Origin of the sequence: Sphingobium sp. LMA1-1-1.1, assembly GCF_040676365.1 — a bacterium.
In the GTDB taxonomy this organism is placed as follows: Bacteria; Pseudomonadota; Alphaproteobacteria; order Sphingomonadales; family Sphingomonadaceae; genus Sphingobium.
In genome coordinates, this window is the sequence record NZ_JBEGHS010000012.1 from 170,951 (window position 1) to 193,471 (window position 22,521).

Annotated in this window: 21 protein-coding genes; 16 read left to right on the forward strand and 5 right to left on the reverse strand. The window is 59.2% G+C overall.

The window, feature by feature from the left end:
- Positions 1–68 precede the first annotated feature (68 nt).
- Positions 69–1,178 (forward strand): NADH:flavin oxidoreductase, encoded by a 1,110-nt coding sequence (locus MRBLMA1_RS08260; RefSeq protein WP_363736038.1) that lies wholly within the window; start codon positions 69–71, stop codon positions 1,176–1,178.
- Positions 1,179–1,219: 41 nt separating this feature from the next.
- On the opposite strand, the gene MRBLMA1_RS08265 is transcribed toward MRBLMA1_RS08260, so the two are convergent.
- From MRBLMA1_RS08265 to MRBLMA1_RS08280, 4 genes are all read right to left on the reverse strand, one after another.
- A complete protein-coding gene (locus tag MRBLMA1_RS08265; RefSeq protein ID WP_363736039.1) occupies positions 1,220–1,969 on the reverse strand; it encodes an enoyl-CoA hydratase-related protein in 750 nt (249 codons plus the stop codon).
- A gap of 75 nt (positions 1,970–2,044) precedes the next feature.
- Positions 2,045–2,851, reverse strand: coding sequence for an SDR family NAD(P)-dependent oxidoreductase (locus tag MRBLMA1_RS08270; RefSeq protein ID WP_363736040.1), 807 nt, complete (start codon positions 2,849–2,851; stop codon positions 2,045–2,047).
- A 100-nt stretch (positions 2,852–2,951) separates the two neighbouring features.
- On the reverse strand, positions 2,952–3,821 hold the full coding sequence (locus tag MRBLMA1_RS08275; protein WP_363736041.1) for an SDR family NAD(P)-dependent oxidoreductase: 870 nt from the start codon (positions 3,819–3,821) through the stop codon (positions 2,952–2,954).
- Positions 3,822–3,907: 86 nt separating this feature from the next.
- Positions 3,908–4,861: an enoyl-CoA hydratase/isomerase family protein gene (locus tag MRBLMA1_RS08280; RefSeq protein ID WP_363736042.1), complete on the reverse strand. Its 954-nt coding sequence runs from the start codon at positions 4,859–4,861 to the stop codon at positions 3,908–3,910.
- 359 nt (positions 4,862–5,220) lie between these two features.
- Here MRBLMA1_RS08280 and MRBLMA1_RS08285 point away from each other — a divergent pair, with 359 nt between their 5' ends.
- The 12 genes from MRBLMA1_RS08285 (at position 5,221) to bktB (ending at position 19,471) form a co-directional block, all read left to right on the forward strand.
- Positions 5,221–6,030, forward strand: coding sequence for an enoyl-CoA hydratase/isomerase family protein (locus tag MRBLMA1_RS08285; RefSeq protein ID WP_363736043.1), 810 nt, complete (start codon positions 5,221–5,223; stop codon positions 6,028–6,030).
- Positions 6,031–6,065: 35 nt separating this feature from the next.
- Entirely contained in the window at positions 6,066–6,818 is a 753-nt protein-coding gene (locus tag MRBLMA1_RS08290; RefSeq protein WP_133654392.1) for an SDR family NAD(P)-dependent oxidoreductase, read from the forward strand.
- A 368-nt stretch (positions 6,819–7,186) separates the two neighbouring features.
- Positions 7,187–8,080: an IclR family transcriptional regulator gene (locus MRBLMA1_RS08295; protein WP_363736044.1), complete on the forward strand. Its 894-nt coding sequence runs from the start codon at positions 7,187–7,189 to the stop codon at positions 8,078–8,080.
- Between the two features lie 249 nt (positions 8,081–8,329).
- The gene (locus MRBLMA1_RS08300; RefSeq protein WP_363736045.1) at positions 8,330–9,103 is read left to right on the forward strand and encodes an SDR family NAD(P)-dependent oxidoreductase; all 774 of its coding nucleotides are present in this window, start codon (positions 8,330–8,332) and stop codon (positions 9,101–9,103) included.
- 14 nt (positions 9,104–9,117) lie between these two features.
- Positions 9,118–9,531: a Zn-ribbon domain-containing OB-fold protein gene (locus MRBLMA1_RS08305; RefSeq protein ID WP_363736046.1), complete on the forward strand. Its 414-nt coding sequence runs from the start codon at positions 9,118–9,120 to the stop codon at positions 9,529–9,531.
- Positions 9,528–10,670: an acetyl-CoA acetyltransferase gene (locus MRBLMA1_RS08310; protein ID WP_363736047.1), complete on the forward strand. Its 1,143-nt coding sequence runs from the start codon at positions 9,528–9,530 to the stop codon at positions 10,668–10,670. The genes MRBLMA1_RS08305 and MRBLMA1_RS08310 overlap by 4 nt, the downstream gene beginning before the upstream one ends.
- 128 nt (positions 10,671–10,798) lie before the next feature.
- Positions 10,799–12,007 (forward strand): CaiB/BaiF CoA transferase family protein, encoded by a 1,209-nt coding sequence (locus MRBLMA1_RS08315; RefSeq protein ID WP_363736048.1) that lies wholly within the window; start codon positions 10,799–10,801, stop codon positions 12,005–12,007.
- Between the two features lie 75 nt (positions 12,008–12,082).
- Positions 12,083–12,958: a MaoC/PaaZ C-terminal domain-containing protein gene (locus MRBLMA1_RS08320; protein ID WP_363736049.1), complete on the forward strand. Its 876-nt coding sequence runs from the start codon at positions 12,083–12,085 to the stop codon at positions 12,956–12,958.
- A 2-nt stretch (positions 12,959–12,960) separates the two neighbouring features.
- Positions 12,961–14,157 carry an acyl-CoA dehydrogenase family protein gene (locus MRBLMA1_RS08325; protein WP_363736050.1) on the forward strand — a complete coding sequence of 399 codons (1,197 nt, stop codon included), beginning with the start codon at positions 12,961–12,963 and terminating at the stop codon, positions 14,155–14,157.
- A 1-nt stretch (position 14,158) separates the two neighbouring features.
- Complete coding sequence (locus MRBLMA1_RS08330) at positions 14,159–15,280, forward strand: acyl-CoA dehydrogenase family protein (protein WP_363736051.1); 1,122 nt, start codon at positions 14,159–14,161, stop codon at positions 15,278–15,280.
- Positions 15,281–15,664: 384 nt separating this feature from the next.
- On the forward strand, positions 15,665–18,055 hold the full coding sequence (locus tag MRBLMA1_RS08335) for a TonB-dependent receptor (protein ID WP_363736053.1): 2,391 nt from the start codon (positions 15,665–15,667) through the stop codon (positions 18,053–18,055).
- 237 nt (positions 18,056–18,292) lie between these two features.
- A complete protein-coding gene (gene bktB, locus MRBLMA1_RS08340; RefSeq protein ID WP_363736054.1) occupies positions 18,293–19,471 on the forward strand; it encodes a beta-ketothiolase BktB in 1,179 nt (392 codons plus the stop codon).
- A gap of 106 nt (positions 19,472–19,577) precedes the next feature.
- Here the strand turns inward: bktB and MRBLMA1_RS08345 are convergent, their stop codons facing one another.
- Positions 19,578–19,844, reverse strand: coding sequence for a hypothetical protein (locus MRBLMA1_RS08345; protein WP_363736055.1), 267 nt, complete (start codon positions 19,842–19,844; stop codon positions 19,578–19,580).
- Positions 19,845–20,163: 319 nt separating this feature from the next.
- On the opposite strand from MRBLMA1_RS08345, the gene MRBLMA1_RS08350 reads away from it, so the two are divergent.
- The 3 genes from MRBLMA1_RS08350 (at position 20,164) to MRBLMA1_RS08360 (ending at position 22,490) form a co-directional block, all read left to right on the forward strand.
- On the forward strand, positions 20,164–20,454 hold the full coding sequence (locus MRBLMA1_RS08350; protein ID WP_363736056.1) for a hypothetical protein: 291 nt from the start codon (positions 20,164–20,166) through the stop codon (positions 20,452–20,454).
- 572 nt (positions 20,455–21,026) lie between these two features.
- Positions 21,027–21,806, forward strand: coding sequence for an SDR family NAD(P)-dependent oxidoreductase (locus MRBLMA1_RS08355; protein WP_363736057.1), 780 nt, complete (start codon positions 21,027–21,029; stop codon positions 21,804–21,806).
- Positions 21,807–22,016: 210 nt separating this feature from the next.
- Positions 22,017–22,490, forward strand: coding sequence for a MaoC family dehydratase (locus MRBLMA1_RS08360; RefSeq protein ID WP_363736058.1), 474 nt, complete (start codon positions 22,017–22,019; stop codon positions 22,488–22,490).
- The last annotated feature ends 31 nt before the right edge of the window (positions 22,491–22,521 follow it).

Sequence of the window (22,521 nt, forward strand, 5' to 3'; positions counted from 1 at the left end):
GCTGCTCCATCGGCCATGGGGTTGCCCGATGGCTGCAGCACGCCTGCCGAACGATCCGGAGCCATCAGGTGAACGGGGTCGACGCACTGTTTCAGCCCTTTCAGTTGGGTGATCTCAAACTGCGCAACCGGATCGTCATGCCGGCGATGACAAGGCATCGTTCACCAGGCAATGTTCCCGGTGACGATGTGCGCGACTATTATGCCCGCCGCGCAAAGTCCGTCGGCCTGATCGTCACCGAAGGAACCTGCATCAATCATCCTGCCGCCAACGCCTATGAAAAGATACCGTTTTTCCATGGCGCCGATGCACTGGTGGGTTGGAAGCGCGTGGTCGATGCCGTACATGACCAGGGTGGAAGCATCGTCCCGCAGCTCTGGCACACAGGTTCGGCACGACATCCGGGAGCTTCTCCCGACCCGTCAATACCCGCCTTTACTCCCTCGGGGCTGACTCAATCGCTCGAGCCCTTGTGTCACGAAATGAGCCAGGAGGACATAGAGGCGGTAATCGAGGCTTTCGCAGCGGCTGCCTCCGACGCGAAGCTACTGGGGTTTGACGGCGTGGAAATCCACGGCGCGCACGGATATCTGATCGACGAATTCTTCTGGGAGAAAAGCAATCGGCGTACGGATCGATATGGCGGCAATATAGCCAATCGCGTCCGGTTCGCTGCGGAGATCACAGCAGCCATAAGAGGGCGGGTGGGACCGCACTTTCCGATCATCCTTCGATGGTCCCAATGGAAGCAGCAGGACTATGACGCGCGCCTGGTCACAGATCCGGCATCGCTCGAAGCATTTCTGGACCCGCTGGTGGATGCTGGCGTGGACATGTTCGATTGCAGCACAAGACGCTATTACCAGCCGGAATTTCCCGGCAGTGACCTCAATCTCGCTGGATGGGTGAAGAAAATTTCCGGCAAGCCGACCATAACCGTGGGGAATGTCGGCCTGGACAGCGATTTCGTGTCGGGGAAGGACAGCCGCGTCACGTTCCAGAACGCACAGACCGGTTCACTCGACAATCTGCTGGAGCGGTTGACGGCGCACGAATTCGATCTCGTGGCGGTGGGGCGCGCCATCATCGCAAACCCGGACTGGGCGGAGCGTGTACGTGACGGCGATCTGCAAGCCCTGAAGCCGTTCAGCAAGGACATGCTGCGACAACTATACTGATCGCGGTGCGGCTACATGGATCCTTGTCGGCGCCGCCCTTGTCATTTCGATTGTCCGACATGGGCGAAAGACAGCGATCTACCGCTCCTTGCCTGGCGTTCGAAACCGATTTGCGCTTCGAGCTCTATACCCTGTTCCATCGATACCAGGCTCACCTTGTCGATGAGGGCCTTGGTTTCCGCTGGTATGCCGGGCGCACCGCCGACAATGGCACGCGCCATTTCGCGGGCTGTATCCAGAAGATCCGACGCAGGCACCACGCGATTGACCAAACCCCAGTCAGCGGCTTCGCGGGCAGGAAGCCGCCTGCCGGTCAGTTCCAGTTCCTTTGCGCGATAGATGCCGACGGCCCTGTGCAGGCGAACTGACAGCCCCCAGCCGGGCAACAGCCCGACCCGTGAATGGGTGTCAACGAAAACAGCATCCTCCGAAGCGAGTATGATATCGCAGGCTACCGTAATCTCCAGCCCGCCCGTGACCGAGAGTCCGTTGATCGCCGCGATCACCGGACCTTTCCATTGGCTGATCGTCCGCGCCGGATTGAAGGGCAGAAAAGGCTCCGGACCGGATTCCTGCAAAACCGCGACGTCAAGACCAACACAAAAGGCCTTGCCCTTGCCCGTCAGGATGACGGCTGAGATGTCAGGATCATCGTTGAGATCCTGCATGATGCGGTCAAAGGCCGCGAGCATTTCGGGAACAAGCGCGTTCAAGCGGTCCGGTCGGTTCAACCAGATCGTGGCAAAGCCATTGTCCCGTTCAACCTCGATCAGCCTGTCATTTTCTTCCATAATTCTTTCCAATGAATGGCGTGTGGAGAGATTTTCGTCGCAGCGCAGCGCTTTTGCACGCCACATCTGCGACAATCAGAGGGAGATGAGACCAAGCCCTCCAGTGACCCTGATGCATTCGCCGGTGATGTAATTCGACATGTCGCTGCCGAGAAACTCGATGGCACCGACCATATCCTCGACCTTGCCGAAGCGGCGCAGCGGGATCGCCCCCGCCTGATCGCTCGTGCCCATGCCGCGCGCTGCGGCTGCGGCCGCGACCCGCGGGGTGTGAATGAGTCCCGGAGCAACGCAGTTGGCCCGAATGCCGATCGGCCCCAACTCGACCGCGAGATGCCTTGTATAGGTCAGCAGGGCGGCTTTTGCGCCGGAATATACGGCATATTTTCCCTTGCTGTCGCCCGCGAACGCGCCGAAGGTGACGATGTTTATGATGGCACCGCCGGGCCTGTTCATCAACGGGACGGCGGCCTGGCAGCAATAGACCGCGCTCAGGAAATTGACGTTGATCAGCAAAGCCATGTCGTCGTCGGGCGAGGTGGTCGCATAGCTCCGCTCGGCAGGAGTGATGGCCCCGCCGGCGTTGTTCACGAGGATGTCGATCGATCCAAGCTCACGCGCGGCCTGTTCGACGGCGGCCTGGGCTTCCTCTCGCCGCGAAAGGTCGGCCTGCACCGCTACGACGCGTTGGCCGAGGTCACGAATTTCCTGCGCGACACTCTCGGCTTCATACTCCCCGGCATGCTTGCCAGCATCGAGATCCTTGTCGAATATGGCGACATCTGCCCCAAGCTTTGCGAGATGAAGTGCGTAGCCGCGCCCCATGCCTCCCGCGGCACCTGTGACGATAGCGACCTTGCCCTCAAGCCTGCGGTTCGTCATCGACCTCTCTCCTCATTTTATCGACTTGCTTTAGCATTGGTTATACATAATCTCATGGTTCCAGCGAGTTGACGAGAACCGGTGATGGCGAGGCAATTCGTTACTCGCGGAAATATTCGGGCTTGCCCTGCGTCCATTGCTCACCCCAAAGCTGGCCGCCGCCATCGACACGAAGGAGTTCACCCGTGGTGAAGGAACTCGCGTCGGAACCAATGAAGAGGCAAGCCTCCGCAACTTCCCATGGATCGCCAAGCCTCAGCATCGGATTGCTGCGCGCGAACGTCTTCTTGGCCTCTTCAGGGTACCCGGCCATGCCTTCGGTGAAGATGGTGCCGGGGGCTACGCAGTTGACGCGGATCTTCAACGGAATCCACTCCACCGCGACGGTTTTGGAAAGATAGATCACCCCGGCGCGAGCCGCCGCCGTATGCGCCGCGCCCAATATACCGCGATCTACCACCGCGACCACGTTGACGATCGAACCGGGCATATTCGTGTCGCGCCAATAGCGCGCAGCAGATTGCATCATCGACCAGGTGCCCAGAAGATTATTGTCGATGACTGCGCGAAAGCCGTTGGCACTCATGTCGATTGCGGATTGCGGAAATTGGCCACCAGCATTGTTGATGAGCAGGTCGAGCCGGCCGTGGTGTTCCCGTATCTGGGCAAAGAGCGAAGCGACGTCCTCAGACTTACGGATATCGGTCGGGACGGCCAAAATTTCATAACCTTGGCTGGCCAGTTCATCGCGCAGAATATCCAGCTTTTCCACCGAACGTCCGCACGTCACCACTTTCGCGCCCATGCGCGCCAACATCCACACCAGTGCCCGTCCGATGCCGGTCGCACCGCCCGACACCAGCACCACCTTGTCACGAAACAGGATTTCGTTCAGCGCGATCTGGCGTGTGGCCATGATGGCGGCATCCGGTCTGGCGGCGATCGCTCCCAGATCTGGTTCGACTTTCATCGGACAAACTCCCGATAATGAGCAAATCTACCCTCGAACCTTGTCGCGCATAGGATTTTCCTGGGTTCAGCGTTGGCCATGCGATTTCATCCGCCAATCAACCTGGCGATCGCGGTCAGCGCGGCCTCTGTCCTGATCAGTCGGTTGGCGCTTGCCAATTCACCCTCCAGCGAAACCGTGATAGGCAGCGCCGCCTTTTCAACCACGGCGGGATAGCCGGTCAGCACGCTCACAATCTCCCGCATGACGACGGCGCTGCCGGTATCGAGTGCACCTTCGGCTTCCGCGGCGTCCACTCGTTGAATATGCTCCGAATAGGCTGCCTCGCCGCAATAGGTCAGTTGTGGCTGGGCCGGCGGCGTAAAGCCTTCCGCCATCATCGCTGCCACCTTCGCGACGGCGGCAGGCAGGAGATCTGCCCGCTCAGCGACTATCTGCGTGCCGGGCCGCAACAACCCCATCTCTTCGGACTCCTGGGCTGACGTCGCGATCACCCCTGCCTGCAGCGCGGCCAGGGCATGCGCAAGCCCCTTTTCCGGCCCATGTCGCTCGACGCATCGCAAAAGCAGCTGGGTGCAGCCTCCCCAAGCCGGAATGAGGCCCACCTTGATCTCCGGAAGGCCTGCCCGCAAGCCCGCATGCGCGACCACTGCGTGGGAATGGAGCATGATCTCGCATCCACCTCCAAGCGCGAAGCCGTGGACTGCTGCCACGACCGGCACGGATATGGCAGACAGCGTCTGACACAGACCTTGGCCTTTCTTGAAGTAGGTGGCCAGGGCTGGCCAATCCCCTGCCGATACCATGCCGTGGTTATATGCAAGGTCCGCCCCCGCCGAAAAGGCGCGCGGATCGTCGTTGCCGATGACCAGCCCGCCAAACGCGTTGCCCGCTGTCGATATCGCGAACTCCAGCACTTCAAGGGCCTGAACATCGAGCGTATTCATCTTCCTATGGACTTCGAAACAGGCGATGCCTCCACCAAAGTCCCACAAAGAGGCGCTGTCATTGGCTGCCATAGGGCGCGCGCTCGCGCGCATGCTCTTGACGGTGCCGTCTGACATTTCGACTATTTCCTTTCAGATTGATGGCCTTTGGGTGGGTGACAGCCGATCCCGGCAGGCGGATTGGAGCCGGATCCCCGGTGCTGACGGCGCCTGCCGCCCTCAGAAGGGGAACTAGCATCCGGAACCTTTTGCGGGGATCGCATGGGCACTTCAATGCCGCTTTACGAGAGGACGTCATCTTCCACGTACACGGTATATGGTTGCGAACAAAGATTCTGCATGGAGATGGCCAGCGCTTGGTTGCTATCTGGTCCGGACGGTGGATGATGATGCGGCAACGATCCGCATCCGTTCGATTTAAAACAACCATATTTATCTTCTCTGGAGGTCTCATGTCTGCCTATTTGAAGAATTATGAGAAGTTGCTGTTCGATTTTCCTGCCGATCGCGTACTGCGCATCACCATGGGCGATCCCGAGAAGCTGACTCCCGTTTGTGGTCAGATGCACGCGGAGCTCGTTACGATTTGGCGGGACATAGACGACGACGAAAGCATTTCCTCGGTCATTCTGACGGGCGGCAAAAAGGCGTTCTCCGCTGGCGGTGATTTCGCAATCGTGGAGCGCTCGATGACCGACTATCATTTCCGGAACCAGATCTGGAAGGAGACGCGGAATCTCGTCTACAACATCATCAACTGCAACAAGCCCATCATCAGCGCCATGCGGGGTCCGGCGGTCGGTGCTGGTCTGGTCTGCGGGTTGCTGGCGGATATATCGATAGCGTCCAAGAATGCGCGCCTGATCGACGGCCATACCCGCCTCGGCGTCGCCGCGGGCGACCATTCGGTCATCATCTGGCCACTGCTGTGCGGCATGGCGAAGGCCAAATATTATCTGCTGACATGTGACTCGGTTTCCGGCGAAGAGGCGGAGCGCATGGGGCTCATTTCGCTCACCTGCGAGGATGAGGAACTTGACGACAAGGCTCTCGAAATCGCTGTGCGGCTGTCGAACGGCGCGCAAAGCGCGATCCGCTGGACCAAGACCTCGCTCAACAACTGGTTCCGCATGGCAGGTCCGTCGTTCGATGCATCCGTCGCATATGAGATGCTGGGCCTGACCGGGCCGGAAGTGCGCGAGGGCGTCGCTTCGCATCGCGAGAAGCGGGCACCGAAATTCGATCCGACCTGCAAGATCTGATCGGCAGCAATCATTTTCACGAGAGGGTGTCCAACATGACGGACAGATTCAAAGGCAAATCCATGGTGGTGACCGGCGCCGCCTCTGGCATAGGCAAGACGATTGCCCGCATGGCGGCGGAGCAAGGCGCGCGGGTCTTTGTCGCCGATGTCAATGAGGAAGGGGGGAAGGCAGCCGCCGAGGAAATCCGCGCCGCTGGCGGCCAGGCCGAGTTCGAGAAGCTAGACCTGACCAACCGGCCAAGCATTGATGCCTTTGCAGCGGCGGTGCTCGGCAAAGTCGGAACGCTCGATATCCTCGTCAATGCGGCGGGTTGGGACCTTGTTGAACCGTTCCTCAAAAGCAAGCCGGAAACCTGGGACTTGATCGTAGCCATCAACTATCTGGGGCCAGTCCATCTTTGCCATCATTTCGTCCCCGGCATGATGGAGCAGGGTGGCGGCAAGGTCGTCAACATTTCCAGCGACGCAGGCCGGATCGGCAGCCCCGGCGAAGCGGTCTATTCGGGCGCGAAGGGAGGCATTATCTCCTTCACCAAAACGCTTGCCCGAGAGGCCGCGCGCGGCAAGGTGAACGTCAATTGCGTCGCGCCCGGGCCCACCAACACACCTCTTTATCATGTCCAGTCCGACAAGCTCAAGGAAGGGCTGAAAAGCGTCATTCCGTTTCGCCGCGTCGCGGAGCCGGAGGAAATCGCTCACGCCGTTCTGTTTTTCGCCAGCGCGGAATCCGACTATATCACTGGCCAGACGCTCAGCGTCAGCGGCGGCATGTCGATGGTGAATTGATCGTTCTGTAGATCGACCTCAAGGATGCTCGATCCGGGTTGAAGCCGGAGTCGAGCATCGCCGTGCCCCGGGATCAGGACAGGGTGAATGCAGGCAGCGCGTGAAGCGGTTGATCTTATCAGATCGACCGCTTTATACCTTTGTTTGTCCCGATTTCTCAGCCGTCAGGCGATACCCTCTGGCTGGCCATTACTCTAGGCGCGCCCATTCACAAGGCTACTTCTCGGGAACGGTCAATGAAGCCCGATGCAAATCCATTTTGACCGGCCATCACATATATGTTACCGATTTAGAACATACGTCCTAATGACGCACCAAAGCGGCGAGGAACGGATGGTACAGGCGCGGTAGCGAGGAGAGGAGTTGACATGGAACTCATGGCCGAAATCGAGCGTGATAGGGAAGGAGCGACTTCTTCGGATGACGGGCTTAATCAGCCTCAGGACAACATGCAGGAAAGCCCTGGCAGACCGGCCAAATGGGAAGCGCTGCCCCTCAATGTCGTGAAATCCACCGGGAGAACCATGCAGATCCTGGAGTATTTCGATCATCATCAAGGACCGGCCAATATCGCACAAGTGGCGCGCGCGCTCGACTATCCCCAGTCCAGCACCTCGGAGATAATGCGCAGTCTGAATGTCCTTGGATATCTTGCCTATAATAATGGCGATCGCACCTTCATGCCTACCAGCCGAGTGCGTCTGCTGGGGTCTTGGGCACTCGATCAATTGCATGGGGAAGACCGCCTTTCATCCTTGTTGCGCAAGGCGAACCAGATATCGGGCCAGACTGCCTATCTGGCCATCCGCAACAAGCTGGCGTCCCAATATATACAGGTTGCGCAATCCACGACGTCCTTACGCCTTCACCTGACGCCTGGACAGAAGCGGCCATTGCTCCGCTCGGCAAGCGGACGAGCTCTTCTGAAAAACCTGTCGGATGCCGAGATCAGCAAGCTTGTCCGCCGCATCAACGCGGAAAGACTTCCGGAAGAGAGCATCATCTGCCTCGACGCACTGCTGGCGGACGTCAATTTCATTCGCGAAAACGGTTATCTGTATATCGAAAGAAGCGAGATCAGCCCTGGAGCCGCCGTAATTGCGATGAGTTTGCCTGAAAATGTATTCCCGGTCCCGACAGTGATAGGCATTGGGGGAGCCGCCGAAGTGATCGCACCCCAGAAGGAACTGCTCGTGCAGCGCCTGCGCGAACTCGTCGAAACTCATCTTCTGTGTCGGGACAGCGGATCGCAGGCAGCCTGAAAGCCAGGCAGCGCGGCGCTCTGACACATATGTGGTAATCGGAAGGTCGTTCGGCTTGGGGGCTGTCTGCCGGCATCACACCCGCTAGTCTGACCGACGCAGCAGATGCAATGGGGGACGTTGCTATCCACCAGCCCCCTCTGTCAGGGCCAGGCGCCGAATGAAATTTCTAGTGATGATCGCCGGCGGTGTGGATTGCCGCGATCAGAAGATAGATGTGCCCGCCGCTTTCAATCATGGAGCCAATAAATGATCAATCCCATGTCGCTGGAGAACAGGTCCGTGATCGTGACCGGCGCGGGCCAGGGAATAGGTCGCGCGATCGCGAATGGAATCCTGGCACTCGGGGGCAGGGTGGTGGCGATGGATCGAAATGCCAACGCATTGCGGGAGTTTCAAAATGAGGTGGACACCGATCGACTGATGATCGCCGACGGCGATGTCACCGACGGCGCCTTTGTGATGGCAACCGTGGAGGAGGCCGACAAATGGGCCGGAGGAATTGACGGGTTGGTGAACAATGCCGGAATCTCTCGTGCAGCCATGATCCACAGGATGGATATCGAAACCTGGGACGCGGTCATTGACGTCAATTTGACGGCGCCCTTCCGCCTGATGCAGGCGGTTGGCCGAAAGATGCTGGAGCGGGCGGCCGCCGGTGACAAGGCCCCCGGGGCGATCGTCAACATCTCGTCCGATGCCGGCCGTCGTGGCACGGTCGGCCAGATCAACTATGGCGCGGCCAAGGCCGGGATCAATGGCCTCACCATGTCGGCGGCACGTGAATGGGCGGCCAAGGGCATCCGCGTCAACGCCGTCGCATTCGGGGTCGTGGAAACGCCGATGACGGAAACCGTACGTGGCGAAAAGTTTCGGGACACCTATCTGGCCCAGATACCCATGGGTCGCTGGGGTACTCCCGAGGAAGTCGCAACGCCCGTCTGCTTCCTGCTGTCGCAGGCGGCCTCCTACATCACGGGCCAGGTCATTTCGGTGAATGGCGGCTACCACATCAGTTCGTGAAGACAGGTGAATTCGTGCAGGTGACGACGATGCAGGCAACGCGGCCGGACAAGGAGTATCTTGAGTTTCTGGCCCAGGGCAGGTTCATGCTGCAACGCCGACGACCTGATGCGACGCCCTTTTTCTATCCGCGGGTGGCCGAACCGGGCACCGGCAGCACCGATCTGGAATGGATCGAGGCATCAGGATTTGGCACCGTCCATGCGACGACGGTCGTCCGGGTGCGGCCGCCGCAGGCAGACTATAATGTGGCGATCGTGGAACTGGACGAGGGCCCACGCATGATGAGCCGAATTGAAGGGGTGGCCGCCGCGGATGTCCGCATCGGTATGCGGGTACACACGCGCATCGTGCCGTTCGAAGACCACCACGCAGTCATATTCGTGCCTCTTGATGGCGAAACGCCTACAGAGGAGTTGCAGCCATGATCGGGGATCGTCGCACGCCGACTGCGCTCATCGGTGCGGCTACATTCGGGATTGGCGAGGCGCCAGGGTTCACATCGATGGATCTGGCCAGTCGTGCCGCCCTTGCGGCGCTGGAAGAGTCCGGTCTCTCGCTCTCGCAGGTCGACGGCCTGTTCATCGCGCTTCCGAACGATTTTCTAAGCGGACTGTCTTTTGCCGAATATCTTGGCATTCAGCCAAAGCTCACCAACAACAATCGCACCGGCGGATCTGCGTTTCTCACCCAGATGAACGTGGCGGCCCATGCGCTGGCCGCCGGGGAAATCGATGTTGCTCTTGTGGCCTATGGCAGCAACCAGCGTACCGGCGTCGGTGGCCTGGTCAGTGCTGCGGGGCCGAATCTCTACGAAAAGCCATATAGTCCCCGGCTACCGGTCAGTGGCTATGCCTTGGCGGCGAGCCGTCACATGTATGAGTTCGGCACCACCCGCGATCATTTCTATGCGGTCGCCAAGACCGCGCGTGAATGGGCCATGCTCAATCCCGAAGCCTTTTTGCGAAAGCCTTTGAGCCGCGAGGAGTATGATAATGCGCGGATGGTTTCCGATCCGCTTTCGGTACTGGATTGTTGCCTGGTGACGGATGGTGCGGCGGCGGCGGTCATGGTGCGCAAGGATTGGGCGGACGGACGCACGGCAGCCTATCTGCTTGGAGTGGGCGAGGCGACCGACCATTATCAGATCGCGCAGATGCCTGACCTCACCACTTCAGCGGCAAAGGCGAGCAGCGCGCGCGCCTATGCGCAGGCCCGCATTACGGTCTCTGACATCGATGTCGTGCAGTTATATGATGCCTTCACGATCAACACGATCTTGTTCCTCGAAGATCTCGGCTTCTGCAAGAAAGGGGAAGGCGGCGATTTCGTCGCTTCGGGCGCTATCGGACCGGGCGGCCAATTGCCGGTCAATACGAATGGCGGCGGCCTGGCCTGCGTTCACCCCGGCATGTACGGTCTCTTCACCATCGTCGAAGCCTATCGGCAGCTGACCGGCACTGCCGGAGACAGGCAGGTTGCCGCGGATTTGGCTGTTGCACATGCAAATGGAGGTTTTCTGTCCAGTCAAGTGACTGCCGTGCTCGGCAGCGCGGCCACGCTGTGATCGCGGGGCATTAACGGATTTCCAGTAACTGGTTGCCGACATGCAATTGACGTTTCATGCGCCGCCCGCCGCTCCTAAACCAAGGAAATGGGGTTTCTTTCGCGAGGAAAGGGCCGGGGAGTTTTCCGATGTCTGTAATGTCCGGTGTCAAAGTTCTCGACATGACAAGGGTTGTTGCAGGACCAACAGCAACGCAGTGCCTGGGAGATTTTGGCGCCGACATCATCAAGGTCGAGCGGCCTGGTGAAGGCGACGATGTGCGTCATGTCGGTCCCCCATGGCTGATCGATACTGATGGAAATGAAACCAGAGAATCCACGTATTTTCAGGCCGCCAATCGCAACAAACGCTCTATTTCGGTCAACTTCCAGAGTGATGAAGGCGCACAACTGCTCCGTACCCTGGCTTCCAGGGTTGATATTTTCATCGAGAACTTCAGGCCGAGGACGCTTGAGAAATATGGTCTCGACTATGAATCTCTCAAGCGACATAATCCTGGCCTGATCTATTGCTCGGTCAGCGGTTTCGGACAGACTGGACCATATGCGTATCGCAGCGGTTATGATTTCCTGATGCAGGCCATGTCCGGTTTGATGAGTGTAACCGGCGATCCTGACGGTCCTCCAATGCGGGTGGGAGTGCCGATTGCAGATATCCTTGCCGGGAAGGACGCCGTCATTGGCATATTGTTGGCGCTCCGGGAGCGCGACAAGACAGGGCAGGGGCAGTCGATCGACATTTCACTGTTCGATTCTCAGGTGTCCGCTATGGCGAATACCTTCACAGCATGGTTCAATGGTGGATTTGAGATGCCACGCACGGGCAATGATCATCCGAGCGCGTCCCCCTATGGCGTCTATCGAACCTCCGACGGCTATCTGCTCGTTGCGACGTTCAATAATCGGGAGTTCGCCAGATTGGCGGTGGCGGTCGGCTGTCCGGAATGGGTCGATGACCCTGCGTTCAATTCGATGGGTGCGCGGGTCGCGAACCGTCACGATGTCGCCGCCGCCCTGACCAAGATCCTTGTTCAGCATCCTCGCGAACATTGGATCAAGCTTCTCAATGCCGCGGGCGTGTCATGCGGTCCGATCAACCGCATGTCCGACCTTGAATCCGATCCTCATTTTTGTGCGCGCGACATGAAAGTCAAACTTCCTCACGCTCTGTCAGGTGAAATCACGGTCGCCGCGAGCCCGATCCGATGTTCGGTATCGGCACCCGAATACCGCCTGGGACCGCCCGTCATCGGCGAACACACTGCAGAGGTGCTGCGAGAAATGCTGGGCCTCGACGAACGAGCGATGGCCGAGTTGTCGGCCAAGGGTGTGATATGAGCGCGACAACCAGCCTCTCGCATCGGCGGCCATGTTCCAAAAAGCGCGCGCCTTCCTTGAGGAGCTCGTAGAAGCATGATCCAGGCCTATGACGCTTTGATGGATATGACGCCCGTGGTCATGGAGCAAAGCTATTCCGGCAAGGATAGCTGTATTTACGCGCTGAGCGTCGGTTGCGGAGTCGATCCCAGCGACGATTGGGCGCGTCAACATCTGGGGCCGGTGCCTCCGTCTCGCGCATTGCCGGCAATGGCTACCGTACTTGCTGCACCACGCCTTCATACGATGGGGCTGGGGCTCACAATGTCGGCAGTCCTGCATGGTAGCCAAGCTATGATTTCACACGCGGAATTGCCCGTTGAAGGACAGGTGACCAGCGAAACCCGCATGGATGGAGTCTTCGATCGCGGTGAGGGGCGTGGCTGCGTGATCAATATGGTGCGAGATCTTCGGGATAGCCAGTCCGGTATACATTATACCTCATTGTTCATGTCTTTCCTGTGTCGCTCCGACCAGGTAGCCGGAGCGCCTCCCTTCGAAGTCGCCCCTTCGGATGTGATGAACGACCGCGCCCCGGACCGGGTCTGGGAAGTACCCACATCCACGCAGGCGGCGCAGCTCTTCGCGCTCACGGGAGACCAGAATCCGCTTCACCTGATCCCCGACGTGGCCGCCAAGGCCGGCTTCCCGCGTCCCATTCTGCAGGGCGTGGCGACTTATGGACTGTGCGCCGCTTTTGTCGAGAAGGCGCTGTGCAATGAAGATGGCGCCGTGGCCAGCGGACGCCTTGGCTCGTTCTCGGGCAGGTTCAGCGCGCCAGTCTTTCCTGGCGAGACGCTGGCGCTCGCGCTTTGGCGGGATGAAGCCGGCGCGCGGCTGGAGGCACGGGTGTCCGCCCGCGACAAGGTCGTCTTCACCCAAGGCCGTGTTTCGATCGACAGGAGTCGTTGACAATGGATCTGACATTCGACGCCGCCGACCGCGACTTTCGCGACATGATACGCGACGAGATCGCCGCCCTGGTGCCCGAAGATATCAGGACGCGCGTCAACAATCTTCAGCATCTCACGAAGGACGACTATCTGCGCTGGCAGGCCATTCTCGATCAACGTGGATGGGCAACGCCTGCATGGCCCGCCGAATATGGTGGCCCCGGCTGGTCGCCAATGCAGCGCGTTCATTTTGAGGAAGCATGTTTTCTGGCCGGCGCGCCCCGGCAAATTCCCCACATCAACATGATCGGCCCAGTCCTCCAGCATTTTGGCACGGCCGAGCAGAAGCAGCGCTATCTTCCCGGCATCCCGACGCTGCGTGACTGGTGGTGTCAGGGATATTCCGAGCCTTCTTCAGGTTCGGACCTGGCCTCACTCCGGACCAAGGCCGTGCGCAAGGGCGATCGCTATATCGTCAATGGGCAAAAAATCTGGACGACATGGGCGCATTGGGCGAATTACATGTTCTGTCTTGTGCGGACGTCGGATCACGGCCGGCCACAGGAAGGGATCACTTTCCTTCTCATGGAAATGGACTTGCCGGGGATCACCGTCAGACCCATTAGGTCGCTGGACGGCGCGCATGACGTGAACGAGGTCTTCCTTGAGGATGTCGAAGTACCCTGCGAAAATATCGTGTTAGGGGAAAATCAGGGCTGGACGGTCGCCAAGTTTCTGCTGAACGCGGAACGAACGGAAATCGCTGGACTGGGCCAGTCAAAACGGTTGTTGCAATTTGCCGTCCGAATGCTCGACCGCATGACTGAACAAGCTGTTTCGCCTGACCGGCTTCGCGCTTTGCGCGTGCGGCTGGACCGCATCCGTATCGATCTCAAGGCGCATGAATGGACCTTGATGCGCGTGATTGCGGCCCAGCCTGGCGATCCGCGCGCGCCGTCCGCCTCCATTCTCAAACTGTGCGGCACCGATCTTCTGGAACGGCTTTCGGCGCTGCTCATGGACATGGGCGGACCAGCGGGTCTTGCCTACGATCCGCTGGCCAGGGGAGGGGAGTCCGATGCGGCTCCGCCCTATGGCCATGTCCTGAACGGCACGGCGGCGACATATCTGGAGTTCCGCAAATCCGGCCTGGTCGGCGGGACCACCGAAATTCAGAAAAATCTGATCTATCGGGAAACCGTGCACTGTGGGGGGTAGGATGAACTTCGACCTTACCGAAGATCAGCGTGCGCTGGTCGATACTGTCGAGAAATTTGCCGCCAGCGTCATCGCCAGGCGAACCGACCCCAGCTCCACTGAAGCAATGGCCACGGGCACGATCGATCGATGGCAGGAAATGGCGGAACTGGGTCTTGCGGGTCTCATGATCGCAGAGGACGACGGCGGTCTCGGCTTGACGATGGCCGAAACGCTCCTGATCTGTGAGGCATTGGGACAGTCGCTCGTGCAGCCACCTTTCATATCCTATGCGGTGATCGCGCCCAAGCTGATCGAAACGTCCAGTTCAACAGATGTTCGCACCGCCTGTTTGCAGGGGATTGCCGGGGGCAGCATCCGCATCGCAATGGCAAGGGATGAGTCCATCCTGAATTTCGACCAGTCACAATTGAATTCGCGGGTTGAAGACGATGGCGGAACCTTGCGATTGTCGGGCACCAAGGAACTCGTGATCGATGGCGTCACCGCGACGCATTTCATCGTGACGGCGCAATTGGCAGAGACGGGGCCAAATGCGTTTCTCGTCGCTGCAGGTCAGCCTGGCCTTTCCATTAGGCCGCTGCGCGGATTGGGTGGAGGCTTGATTGCGCGCCTATCGTTCGATGCCGTTGAAGCAATGGCCCTGTTCGAGGGCAACGATGCCCCGGTCAAGGTCGACCGGGCGATCGATCATGGCATAGTCGCGTTCTGCGCCGAGGCGCTGGGCCTCATGAACCGCATGCTGGCGCTTACAGCCGGCTACCTCAAGACCCGCCACCAGTTTGGCAAGCCAATAGGCAGCTTCCAGGCCCTTCAGCATCGTTTTGCCGACATGGTCGTGGCGGCCGAACAGTCGCGCTCGGCAACGTACATGGCGGCGGCGGCACTGGCTGAAGAGGACGCGCCGACGCGCAAGCAGGATGTCTCGGCGGCGAAATCGCTCGTGTGCCGCCATGGCCGCGCGGTGCTGGAGGCCGCTATCCAACTGCATGGCGCCATCGGCATCACCGACGAATATGAGCTCAGCCGTTACCTGCGCCGGATGCTGGAAATCGAAAAGACATGGGGCGACGCGATCTACCACGAGGATCGTTTCAGCGCGGAACTGATGTCCCGGACGTGAAAGCAAGCTATTGAGGATGAAGGTACGCGACGAACGCCAAGTTGCACCGCATCGCCACGTCATCCTGTCCTGCTCACATGACGCCAGGAAGTGGATGCCCCTCGTCACCAACGGGTTCTGGAACAATAACAAGACAGTCCAGGCAGAAGAGACGTTGATGGCACTGTAAACCAAGGATAACGGCCATTAACGAGCATGCGTTAATACATTCGTTCGGATGGTGCAGGGGTTAGAACACTTGCTCAAATCCGCTATCTGCATGACATAGAAGATGCAGCTGTTCAACGGTCTGTCCGACGCATTTCAAATCGCACCACGCCGAAAGACGCGCGGACGAAATGCGGCTGTGCCCCGTTCGGGGTATAAAACAAGGGAGGGAGCATCATGAAAAGCAGTTATCGCATGGCGAGCCTTGCCGTGCTGGCGATGGCCAGCATGGCGGTTCCCGTCGTGTCCGCGCAGGAGGTGCCGGCGCAGAATGACGCGGCCGTCTCCGCAGAGGCGCGTCAGAACATGGATATCATCGTTACCGCCCGTCGGCGTAACGAGACGACGCTGCAGACACCGGTCGTGCTCACGGCATTTTCCGCGGAAAAGCTGGCGGACCTCAACGTTACGAACATCACCGACGTCGCCAAGCTGACGCCGATGCTCATCATTTCGCCAGCGACAGGCCCCTATGGCGGCAACCTGACGCTGCGCGGCGTCGCCAGCCCGACCTCCAATGCATCGTCCGAGCCCGCGGTGACCATCAATATCGATGGCGTTCCCCTCAGCTATGGCGGCGTCGTGCGCATGGGGAACATCGACATCGGTCAGGTCGAAGTGCTGAAAGGGCCGCAGGCGCTCTTCTTCGGCAAGAATTCGACCGGCGGCATCGTCTCCATGAGATCGGCCGAACCGACGAGCACTTTCCACTCGCAGCTCAGCGCCGGTTATGAATTCAACGCTCACCAGGTCGATCTGGACGGCTATGTGTCGGGTCCGGTAACGGACACGTTGGACATGCGCCTGGCTGGGCGCTTCTCCCGCCAGCGGGGCTTCTTCCGCAACGTCGCCCCCGCACGGTCGATCGATTATGCTCCTGGCACGGACGAGGAGGGCGTTCGCCTCAGTGCCAACTGGATGCCGACAGATCGGCTTACCGTAAAGCTGCGCGCAACCTATGATCACGTCCGCGAAAATGGCAGTTACACGACCAGTCAGAAGATCGCTTGCCCGCTAGGTGCGGCGCAGGGGCCCGGCGCCATTGCTGGCACCGATGATTGCAAACCCAACGACACGGTCGTCTTCGCCGCCATTCCATCCGCAGCCATTCAAGCGGTCACGGGCAATCCGGCATGGAATTCAGACAGTAATTTTCTGAAGGTCCGCCAGTATCTGATAAGTTCCGATATCTCCTACAAATTGACGGATGATATCACGCTGAACTCGGTCACAGGGTGGTATGGCATCCGCCAGAGGGTCATCGACGCGCAGACATCAGGCGCCCGCTTCTTTATCGGGGGGCTGTCGTCGGTCAGGAAGAATGCCTTCAGCCAGGAGGTCAGGCTCTCATACGCGAGCCCAGATTCGCCGATCGACCTGATGATGGGCGCTTTCTACCAGAAGGACAATTTGCGCGTTCTGGAGCAGGGGGTGATCAACACGACCGCCATAGCGCCGCTTTCTCCTTACTGGAATTTCCCTCTCCGCTCGCAGTCCATCTCCGCTTTTGGTCAGATGGACTGGAACATGACCGATCAATGGAGCCTTTCCGCGGGCGTTCGCTATTCCCGCGATCGCAAGTATCAGGACATCGTTCCGCCGGCTGGACTGCCCAACAAGTTCACCACGCCCGAGGTCCAATTTTCAAACTGGTCACCTGAAACGACCCTGTCCTATAAGCCGTCGGAAAATACCAACCTGTTTGTTTCCTACAAGCAGGGATACAAGTCCGGCGCCTATCAGATCGGCTTCAATACCTACAGCGCCGCCCTGGCGAACCCGGCGATTACTGACATCCCAGCCTTCTATCGTCCTGAAACAGTGAAAGGTTTCGAGGCAGGCTTCAAGGCATTGATGTTCGACCGCCAGCTACGCCTGAACCTTGCCGCCTACACCTATCGTTACAAGGATCTGCAACTCAGCCGACTTGACCCCGCCACGATCGTGCTGTTGATCCTCAATGCCTCTTCGGCACGCGTCAAAGGTCTGGAAGGGGATCTTACATTTTCGCCCCACGCCATACCGGGTCTGACGCTTACGACTTCGGCGGCCTTGAACTCGGCGAAATATGATTCACCCTTCCTGTCGGCCTGCTATGTCGGGCAGACGATCGCGGGCGGTTGCACCACGGACGGTCCAGACGCGGGCACCGTGCCGGATCAACAGCAGATGCTGGGACGTCCGCTGCCCCGTGCACCCAAGTTCAGCGGGAGCGTCGGCGCCTCCTATGAAACAGCGGTCGGCGACAATCTGAAGGCCAAGTTCAACCTGAACGGCGTCTACACGTCGCGATATTTTCTGTCTCAGGAACTCAACCCGATCGGCTTCAATCCGCAACGCTTTCTGCTCGACGGGTCGATATCGGTCGGTTCGCAGTCCGGCGGCGTAGAAGTCGCGCTCATAGGCCGCAACCTGACCAATCGTTATTACGCCTATTCCGGCTTTCAGTCGCCGGGCACCGGGAGAGGTACAGGCACCACCGTCGGAGTGTTGCCGGACTTTGAAGGCCCAATCTCGCGCGGTCGCGAAATCTGGCTGAAGATAACGCTTCGACCAGGCGAACTCTGAAACATCATAGGCTGTTAAATGGGGGAGACGGCTCCTGCATCCTGGAAGGTGCAGGGGCCGTTGCCCTTCAAAGTGGCGCAGGCAAGACAGAACAATGCATTTAGGAGGCGATCGCCAACCGCCCGCGCGGCTCATGGTCGCTCCTGATGCGTATGGATAAGTTAGATCATCTGTTCCAGAAGCCGTATGACTATCGGCTTCGGTCCGCTTGGTGGCTGTAAAAACAAGGACTTGATAATGAAGGAAGCCTATATCGTATCGGCCGTCCGGACCGCCATTGGGGATTTTGGCGGCAGCCTCAAGGATTTCGAACCTGCGCAACTGGGCGCGCTGACGATCGCCGAAGCTGTGCGACGAGCGGCTATCCAGCCGGGTGATGTAGAACATGTCATCATGGGGCAGGTTATCCAGACTCGGCCCCAGGACGCTTATCTCGCGCGTGTTGCTGCATTGCGTGCCGGCATTCCGGAACGTACGCCAGCGCTGACATTGAACCGCTTGTGCGGATCGGGCGTGGAAGCGATCATCGCCGCGGCGCGGGCAATCGCCCAGGGGGAGATTAATATAGCAGCCGCCGGAGGCGCCGAAGTGATGAGCCGCGCTCCGCATCATGTGACGGATGTGCGTTTCGGTCGAAAGATGGGCGATGTCGCGATGATTGATGCGCTGGTCGCTGTGCTGAGCGATCCCATAGACGGCTATCACATGGGCGTCACGGCGGAGAATGTTGCGCGTGATCATCACATAACACGTGAACAGCAGGATGTGCTGGCGGCGGAAAGTCATCGCCGCGCTGCGCTCGCTCAAGCCGAAGGACGTTTCAACGACCAGATCCTGCCGGTGATGGTCAAGGTCGGGCGCGCAACTCGTGAATTTGCGGTTGACGAGCATGTCCGGGCCGAAAACGACCTCGCCGCGTTGGCGGCATTGCGGCCGGTATTTCAAAAGGATGGCACGGTCACTGCAGGAAACGCCTCAGGCATCAATGACGGCGCAGCAGCCGTCATCCTGGCTTCGGCCGATGCGGTCGCGCAGCACGACCTACGGCCGATGGCACGAATTCTCGGTTGGGGGCATGCCGGGGTTGCACCCTCCCACATGGGACTAGGTCCGGTGGAGGCGGTGCCCATCGCGCTCGCGCGGGCGGGATTGACGCTTGATGAGATCGACGTCATCGAATCCAATGAAGCATTTGCGGCCCAGGCTTGTGCCGTTTCGACGATGCTTGGATTCGATCCGGTGAAGGTGAACCCCAATGGGTCGGGAATTTCGCTGGGTCATCCGGTCGGCGCGACAGGGACCATCTTGACGGTGAAGGCCATCTACGAACTTGGCCGCACGAAGACACGCTACGCCTTGATCACGATGTGCATCGGTGGCGGTCAGGGGATAGCGATGGTCATCGAGGGGATGTAAGGAGCAATTCCCCAGATGTCGCCTGTTGAAGGTGATAGCTGGATATGTGGCAGTTACCGTCAGGTAACGCGACCTGACATTCCTTATGCGTCCCTTATGCGTCCCTCTAGTCGCAATATTCCCAACGCCCGGCATTGCAAGCGGCAACGGCGCGCCGCCACTCCGTCATCTTGCGCGCATATTCACCGCGAGCATCCGCATAGCCATCACCTTGCCCTTGGGCTCGGCGATAATTCTGCATGATCTTCGCGTCGCGCTCCCGGACATAGGCCAACTGCTGCTGGTTCATCCGTTTGATGATTGCCCGATCGCGCGCGCGGGCCGCAGTGCTGCGCATGGTCGGATCATTGGGATCATCTGCGTGCGCTGTCATCGGCAGTAGAACTGCTCCAATCGCAAGCACCAATGCACAGGATCCGATCTTCATCAATGCGCCCCCATTTTCTCGTCGGCTTTCTATGCCCGGCGCAAAGCGGAAGGCAATCGATTTGCGATAGATGGAGGGACTCCATAGCGCTGTAAGGGGGCCGGGGAGCCCATCGCGACAATCGGGTGGTGGGGCATCAAGCCTGGCAATGCCTGGCGCTCCACTATGGCTGCTTCGTGGAAGTCCGTCTTCGACGCGGCGTCAACAGAGCGGAACTAGAGTTAACAGCTGATTGTTTCTCCGTTCTCATAGGTGGAGGATGGCGATGGTTGATGTTCATACTGATCGTTACACCGGCGAGCGGGTTGTCATTCATAAACATCGGGGCGGACGGACCGTCGCAATCGCCTTGATCCTGGTTCTGGTCGTGGTGGGAATATTGTTCGCAACCGGCTTCTGGAAGGCAGATGTGTCGGGCGGCGATGTGCCCGAGGTCAGCGTGAAGGGTGGGGAACTTCCCAAGGTTGACGTCGATTCCAAAGTGGTGGTTGTAGGTACCAAGAAGGAAACCATTGACGTCCCCACCGTGGGCGTGAAGGACAATGGTGAGAAATAAGGACCGTTCGGAATTACACGAAACGGCCAAGCAACTTCGCGGCTTGAGAACGGATTGGATTTCAGGACAAGACAGCAGCCCTGTTCCTTTTGGAACAGCGCCGCATCCTCGACCCGAAGTTCGCCGCGATCCACGCGCCACAACGTATCAAAGCGCGAAAACTCGCCATGGCTCATCGCCGCTACCGTCATAAGCGCGTCCTCCGGAACTGCCAGGAGGATCATGCTACCAAGCTCTGTTAAGGACGCCCGAGAGTGTCACTTCTATCCCGCACTTACACTATTAAAGTACGATAATATATCTTATGTTAAATTATAGCATGTAGAAGCGGCCTAAATTGCCTGCTTAGTGCCATGCCAGCGCCGGGCCGCCCGATCATTCCGAAAGAGCCGCCGAGGCCGGCCGCCGCTCTGTTCTACGAACACGCTCCAAAAATCTGTGGACTCATAATATAGGCGAACTTAGAACATATGAACTAGATAATAGGATTGAGAGGATGAGTGACCTATGACCGGCGCCCACTTTACAATATGTAGCTTCTTGACGTCGATCTGTGCGAAAGCTTCGCTCGCATGACCGCGGGCTTCGATCTTGGGCTTGCTGGGGTTCCCGCGCTGGTGACCGGCGCGGCATCCGGAATCGGCCGGGCAACCGCGCTGCTGCTCGCCGAGAACGGCGCCTTTGTGGCAATCATAGACAAGAATGCCGACGCCGCCAGGGCCGTTGCCGATCAGATCAATGCAGCCGGAGGACGCGCAATCACGATCATTGCCGATGCCAGCCAGGAGACAGACGTAAGCCGCGCGATGGCAGAAGCGGAAGCTGCATTCGGCGTGATCCGCGTGCTCGGGAACAATGTAGGCATCGGCGAGCGGCGCGCGCTTGTCGATATCCCGGTCGACGATTGGCGGAACGTCATCGACGTGAATCTGACATCAGTGTTCCTCTTCAGCCAGATAGCCGCGCGTCGGATGATCGATCAAGGGGTCAGCGGCTCCATCGTCAACATCGCGTCAGTTGCGGGGGAAACGGGGGTCGTCAACCGCAGTTCATACGTCGCCTCCAAGCATGGTGTCGTCGGGCTGACCAAGACGCTCGCACTGGAACTTGCGCCGCATAATATCCGGGTAAACGCCGTCGCGCCAGGCACGGTGGCGACTAACCTGACCGCTCATCTGCTGAGCGTTCCAGAGCTTGTCGCACGCACCAACGCGGCACACCCGCTGAATCGCGTGGCCGAGCCACATGAAATTGCCAATACAGTTGTCTTCCTGGCATCCCCTCGATCAAGCTTCACCACCGGATCGATCGTTGCTGTCGACGGCGGCTTCCTCGCCGGAAAGGCCGCTTGATCCACAACCCGTTTGGACGATCCTGACAACGTAAGCCAGTGGCCGGGCAGAGCCCGCCGAGTTTGCCGCCATGATCCGTCGCCCGGAGCCCCCCCGGGACATCCATGAACGCGTCGAACAGGCCCTATACCGCCCCTCCCCTGCGACCACGGTGCGGCGGACCTCTGCCGGTCAGGATTGCTGTCAAGGAAGCAAGGTGAAGGAAACAACATGATGGACTGTCCCGTGCTGATCCTCCGTTCGCCACATGATTACGCCGATCTGGTCGGAACCGAGTTCGGGCCCGGTCGATGGATGCTTCTTGACCAGCCGCTGATCGATCGCTTCGCGGAGACGACCGGCGATGACGCCTGGTTCCATGTGGACGTCGAACGCGCTCAGCGTGAATTGCCGGGCGGACGCACCATCGTGCACGGTCTTCTCACCCTCTCACTCATTCCCGGCCTGCTCTATGAACTCATCAAGTTCGAGCATGTGTGCCGGGCATTGTCCTATGGCTATGACCGCCTTCGGTTTCTCGTTCCCGTGCCGGAAGGTGGCAGGATCCGGCTGCGCGGCCGGATATGCGGGGCGGAACGGCGGGAAGCTGGTCTCTTCGTTACACTGGAATGCGTGGTGGAACTGGAGGGGGCAGAAAAACCCGCGCTCGTCACCAACATGCTTGAGCTAATCTTTGACGAATAGGACGGCGACGCGATCTCCCGTTGCGCCCCGT

Excerpts from the sequence above, each read along its gene's own strand:
- MRBLMA1_RS08265 (WP_363736039.1), bottom strand. The coding sequence starts at position 1,969 with ATGGAAGAAAATGACAGGCTGATCGAGGTTGAACGGGACAATGGCTTT.
- MRBLMA1_RS08355 (WP_363736057.1), top strand. The coding sequence starts at position 21,027 with ATGACCGCGGGCTTCGATCTTGGGCTTGCTGGGGTTCCCGCGCTGGTG.
- MRBLMA1_RS08325 (WP_363736050.1), top strand. The coding sequence starts at position 12,961 with ATGGATCTGACATTCGACGCCGCCGACCGCGACTTTCGCGACATGATA.
- MRBLMA1_RS08360 (WP_363736058.1), top strand. The coding sequence starts at position 22,017 with ATGATGGACTGTCCCGTGCTGATCCTCCGTTCGCCACATGATTACGCC.
- MRBLMA1_RS08270 (WP_363736040.1), bottom strand. The coding sequence starts at position 2,851 with ATGACGAACCGCAGGCTTGAGGGCAAGGTCGCTATCGTCACAGGTGCC.
- MRBLMA1_RS08350 (WP_363736056.1), top strand. The coding sequence starts at position 20,164 with ATGGTTGATGTTCATACTGATCGTTACACCGGCGAGCGGGTTGTCATT.
- MRBLMA1_RS08310 (WP_363736047.1), top strand. The coding sequence starts at position 9,528 with ATGATCGGGGATCGTCGCACGCCGACTGCGCTCATCGGTGCGGCTACA.
- MRBLMA1_RS08295 (WP_363736044.1), top strand. The coding sequence starts at position 7,187 with ATGGAACTCATGGCCGAAATCGAGCGTGATAGGGAAGGAGCGACTTCT.
- MRBLMA1_RS08290 (WP_133654392.1), top strand. The coding sequence starts at position 6,066 with ATGACGGACAGATTCAAAGGCAAATCCATGGTGGTGACCGGCGCCGCC.
- MRBLMA1_RS08275 (WP_363736041.1), bottom strand. The coding sequence starts at position 3,821 with ATGAAAGTCGAACCAGATCTGGGAGCGATCGCCGCCAGACCGGATGCC.
- MRBLMA1_RS08320 (WP_363736049.1), top strand. The coding sequence starts at position 12,083 with ATGATCCAGGCCTATGACGCTTTGATGGATATGACGCCCGTGGTCATG.
- MRBLMA1_RS08330 (WP_363736051.1), top strand. The coding sequence starts at position 14,159 with ATGAACTTCGACCTTACCGAAGATCAGCGTGCGCTGGTCGATACTGTC.
- MRBLMA1_RS08280 (WP_363736042.1), bottom strand. The coding sequence starts at position 4,861 with ATGCGCGCGAGCGCGCGCCCTATGGCAGCCAATGACAGCGCCTCTTTG.
- MRBLMA1_RS08345 (WP_363736055.1), bottom strand. The coding sequence starts at position 19,844 with ATGACAGCGCACGCAGATGATCCCAATGATCCGACCATGCGCAGCACT.
- bktB (WP_363736054.1), top strand. The coding sequence starts at position 18,293 with ATGAAGGAAGCCTATATCGTATCGGCCGTCCGGACCGCCATTGGGGAT.
- MRBLMA1_RS08300 (WP_363736045.1), top strand. The coding sequence starts at position 8,330 with ATGATCAATCCCATGTCGCTGGAGAACAGGTCCGTGATCGTGACCGGC.
- MRBLMA1_RS08335 (WP_363736053.1), top strand. The coding sequence starts at position 15,665 with ATGAAAAGCAGTTATCGCATGGCGAGCCTTGCCGTGCTGGCGATGGCC.
- MRBLMA1_RS08285 (WP_363736043.1), top strand. The coding sequence starts at position 5,221 with ATGTCTGCCTATTTGAAGAATTATGAGAAGTTGCTGTTCGATTTTCCT.
- MRBLMA1_RS08315 (WP_363736048.1), top strand. The coding sequence starts at position 10,799 with ATGTCTGTAATGTCCGGTGTCAAAGTTCTCGACATGACAAGGGTTGTT.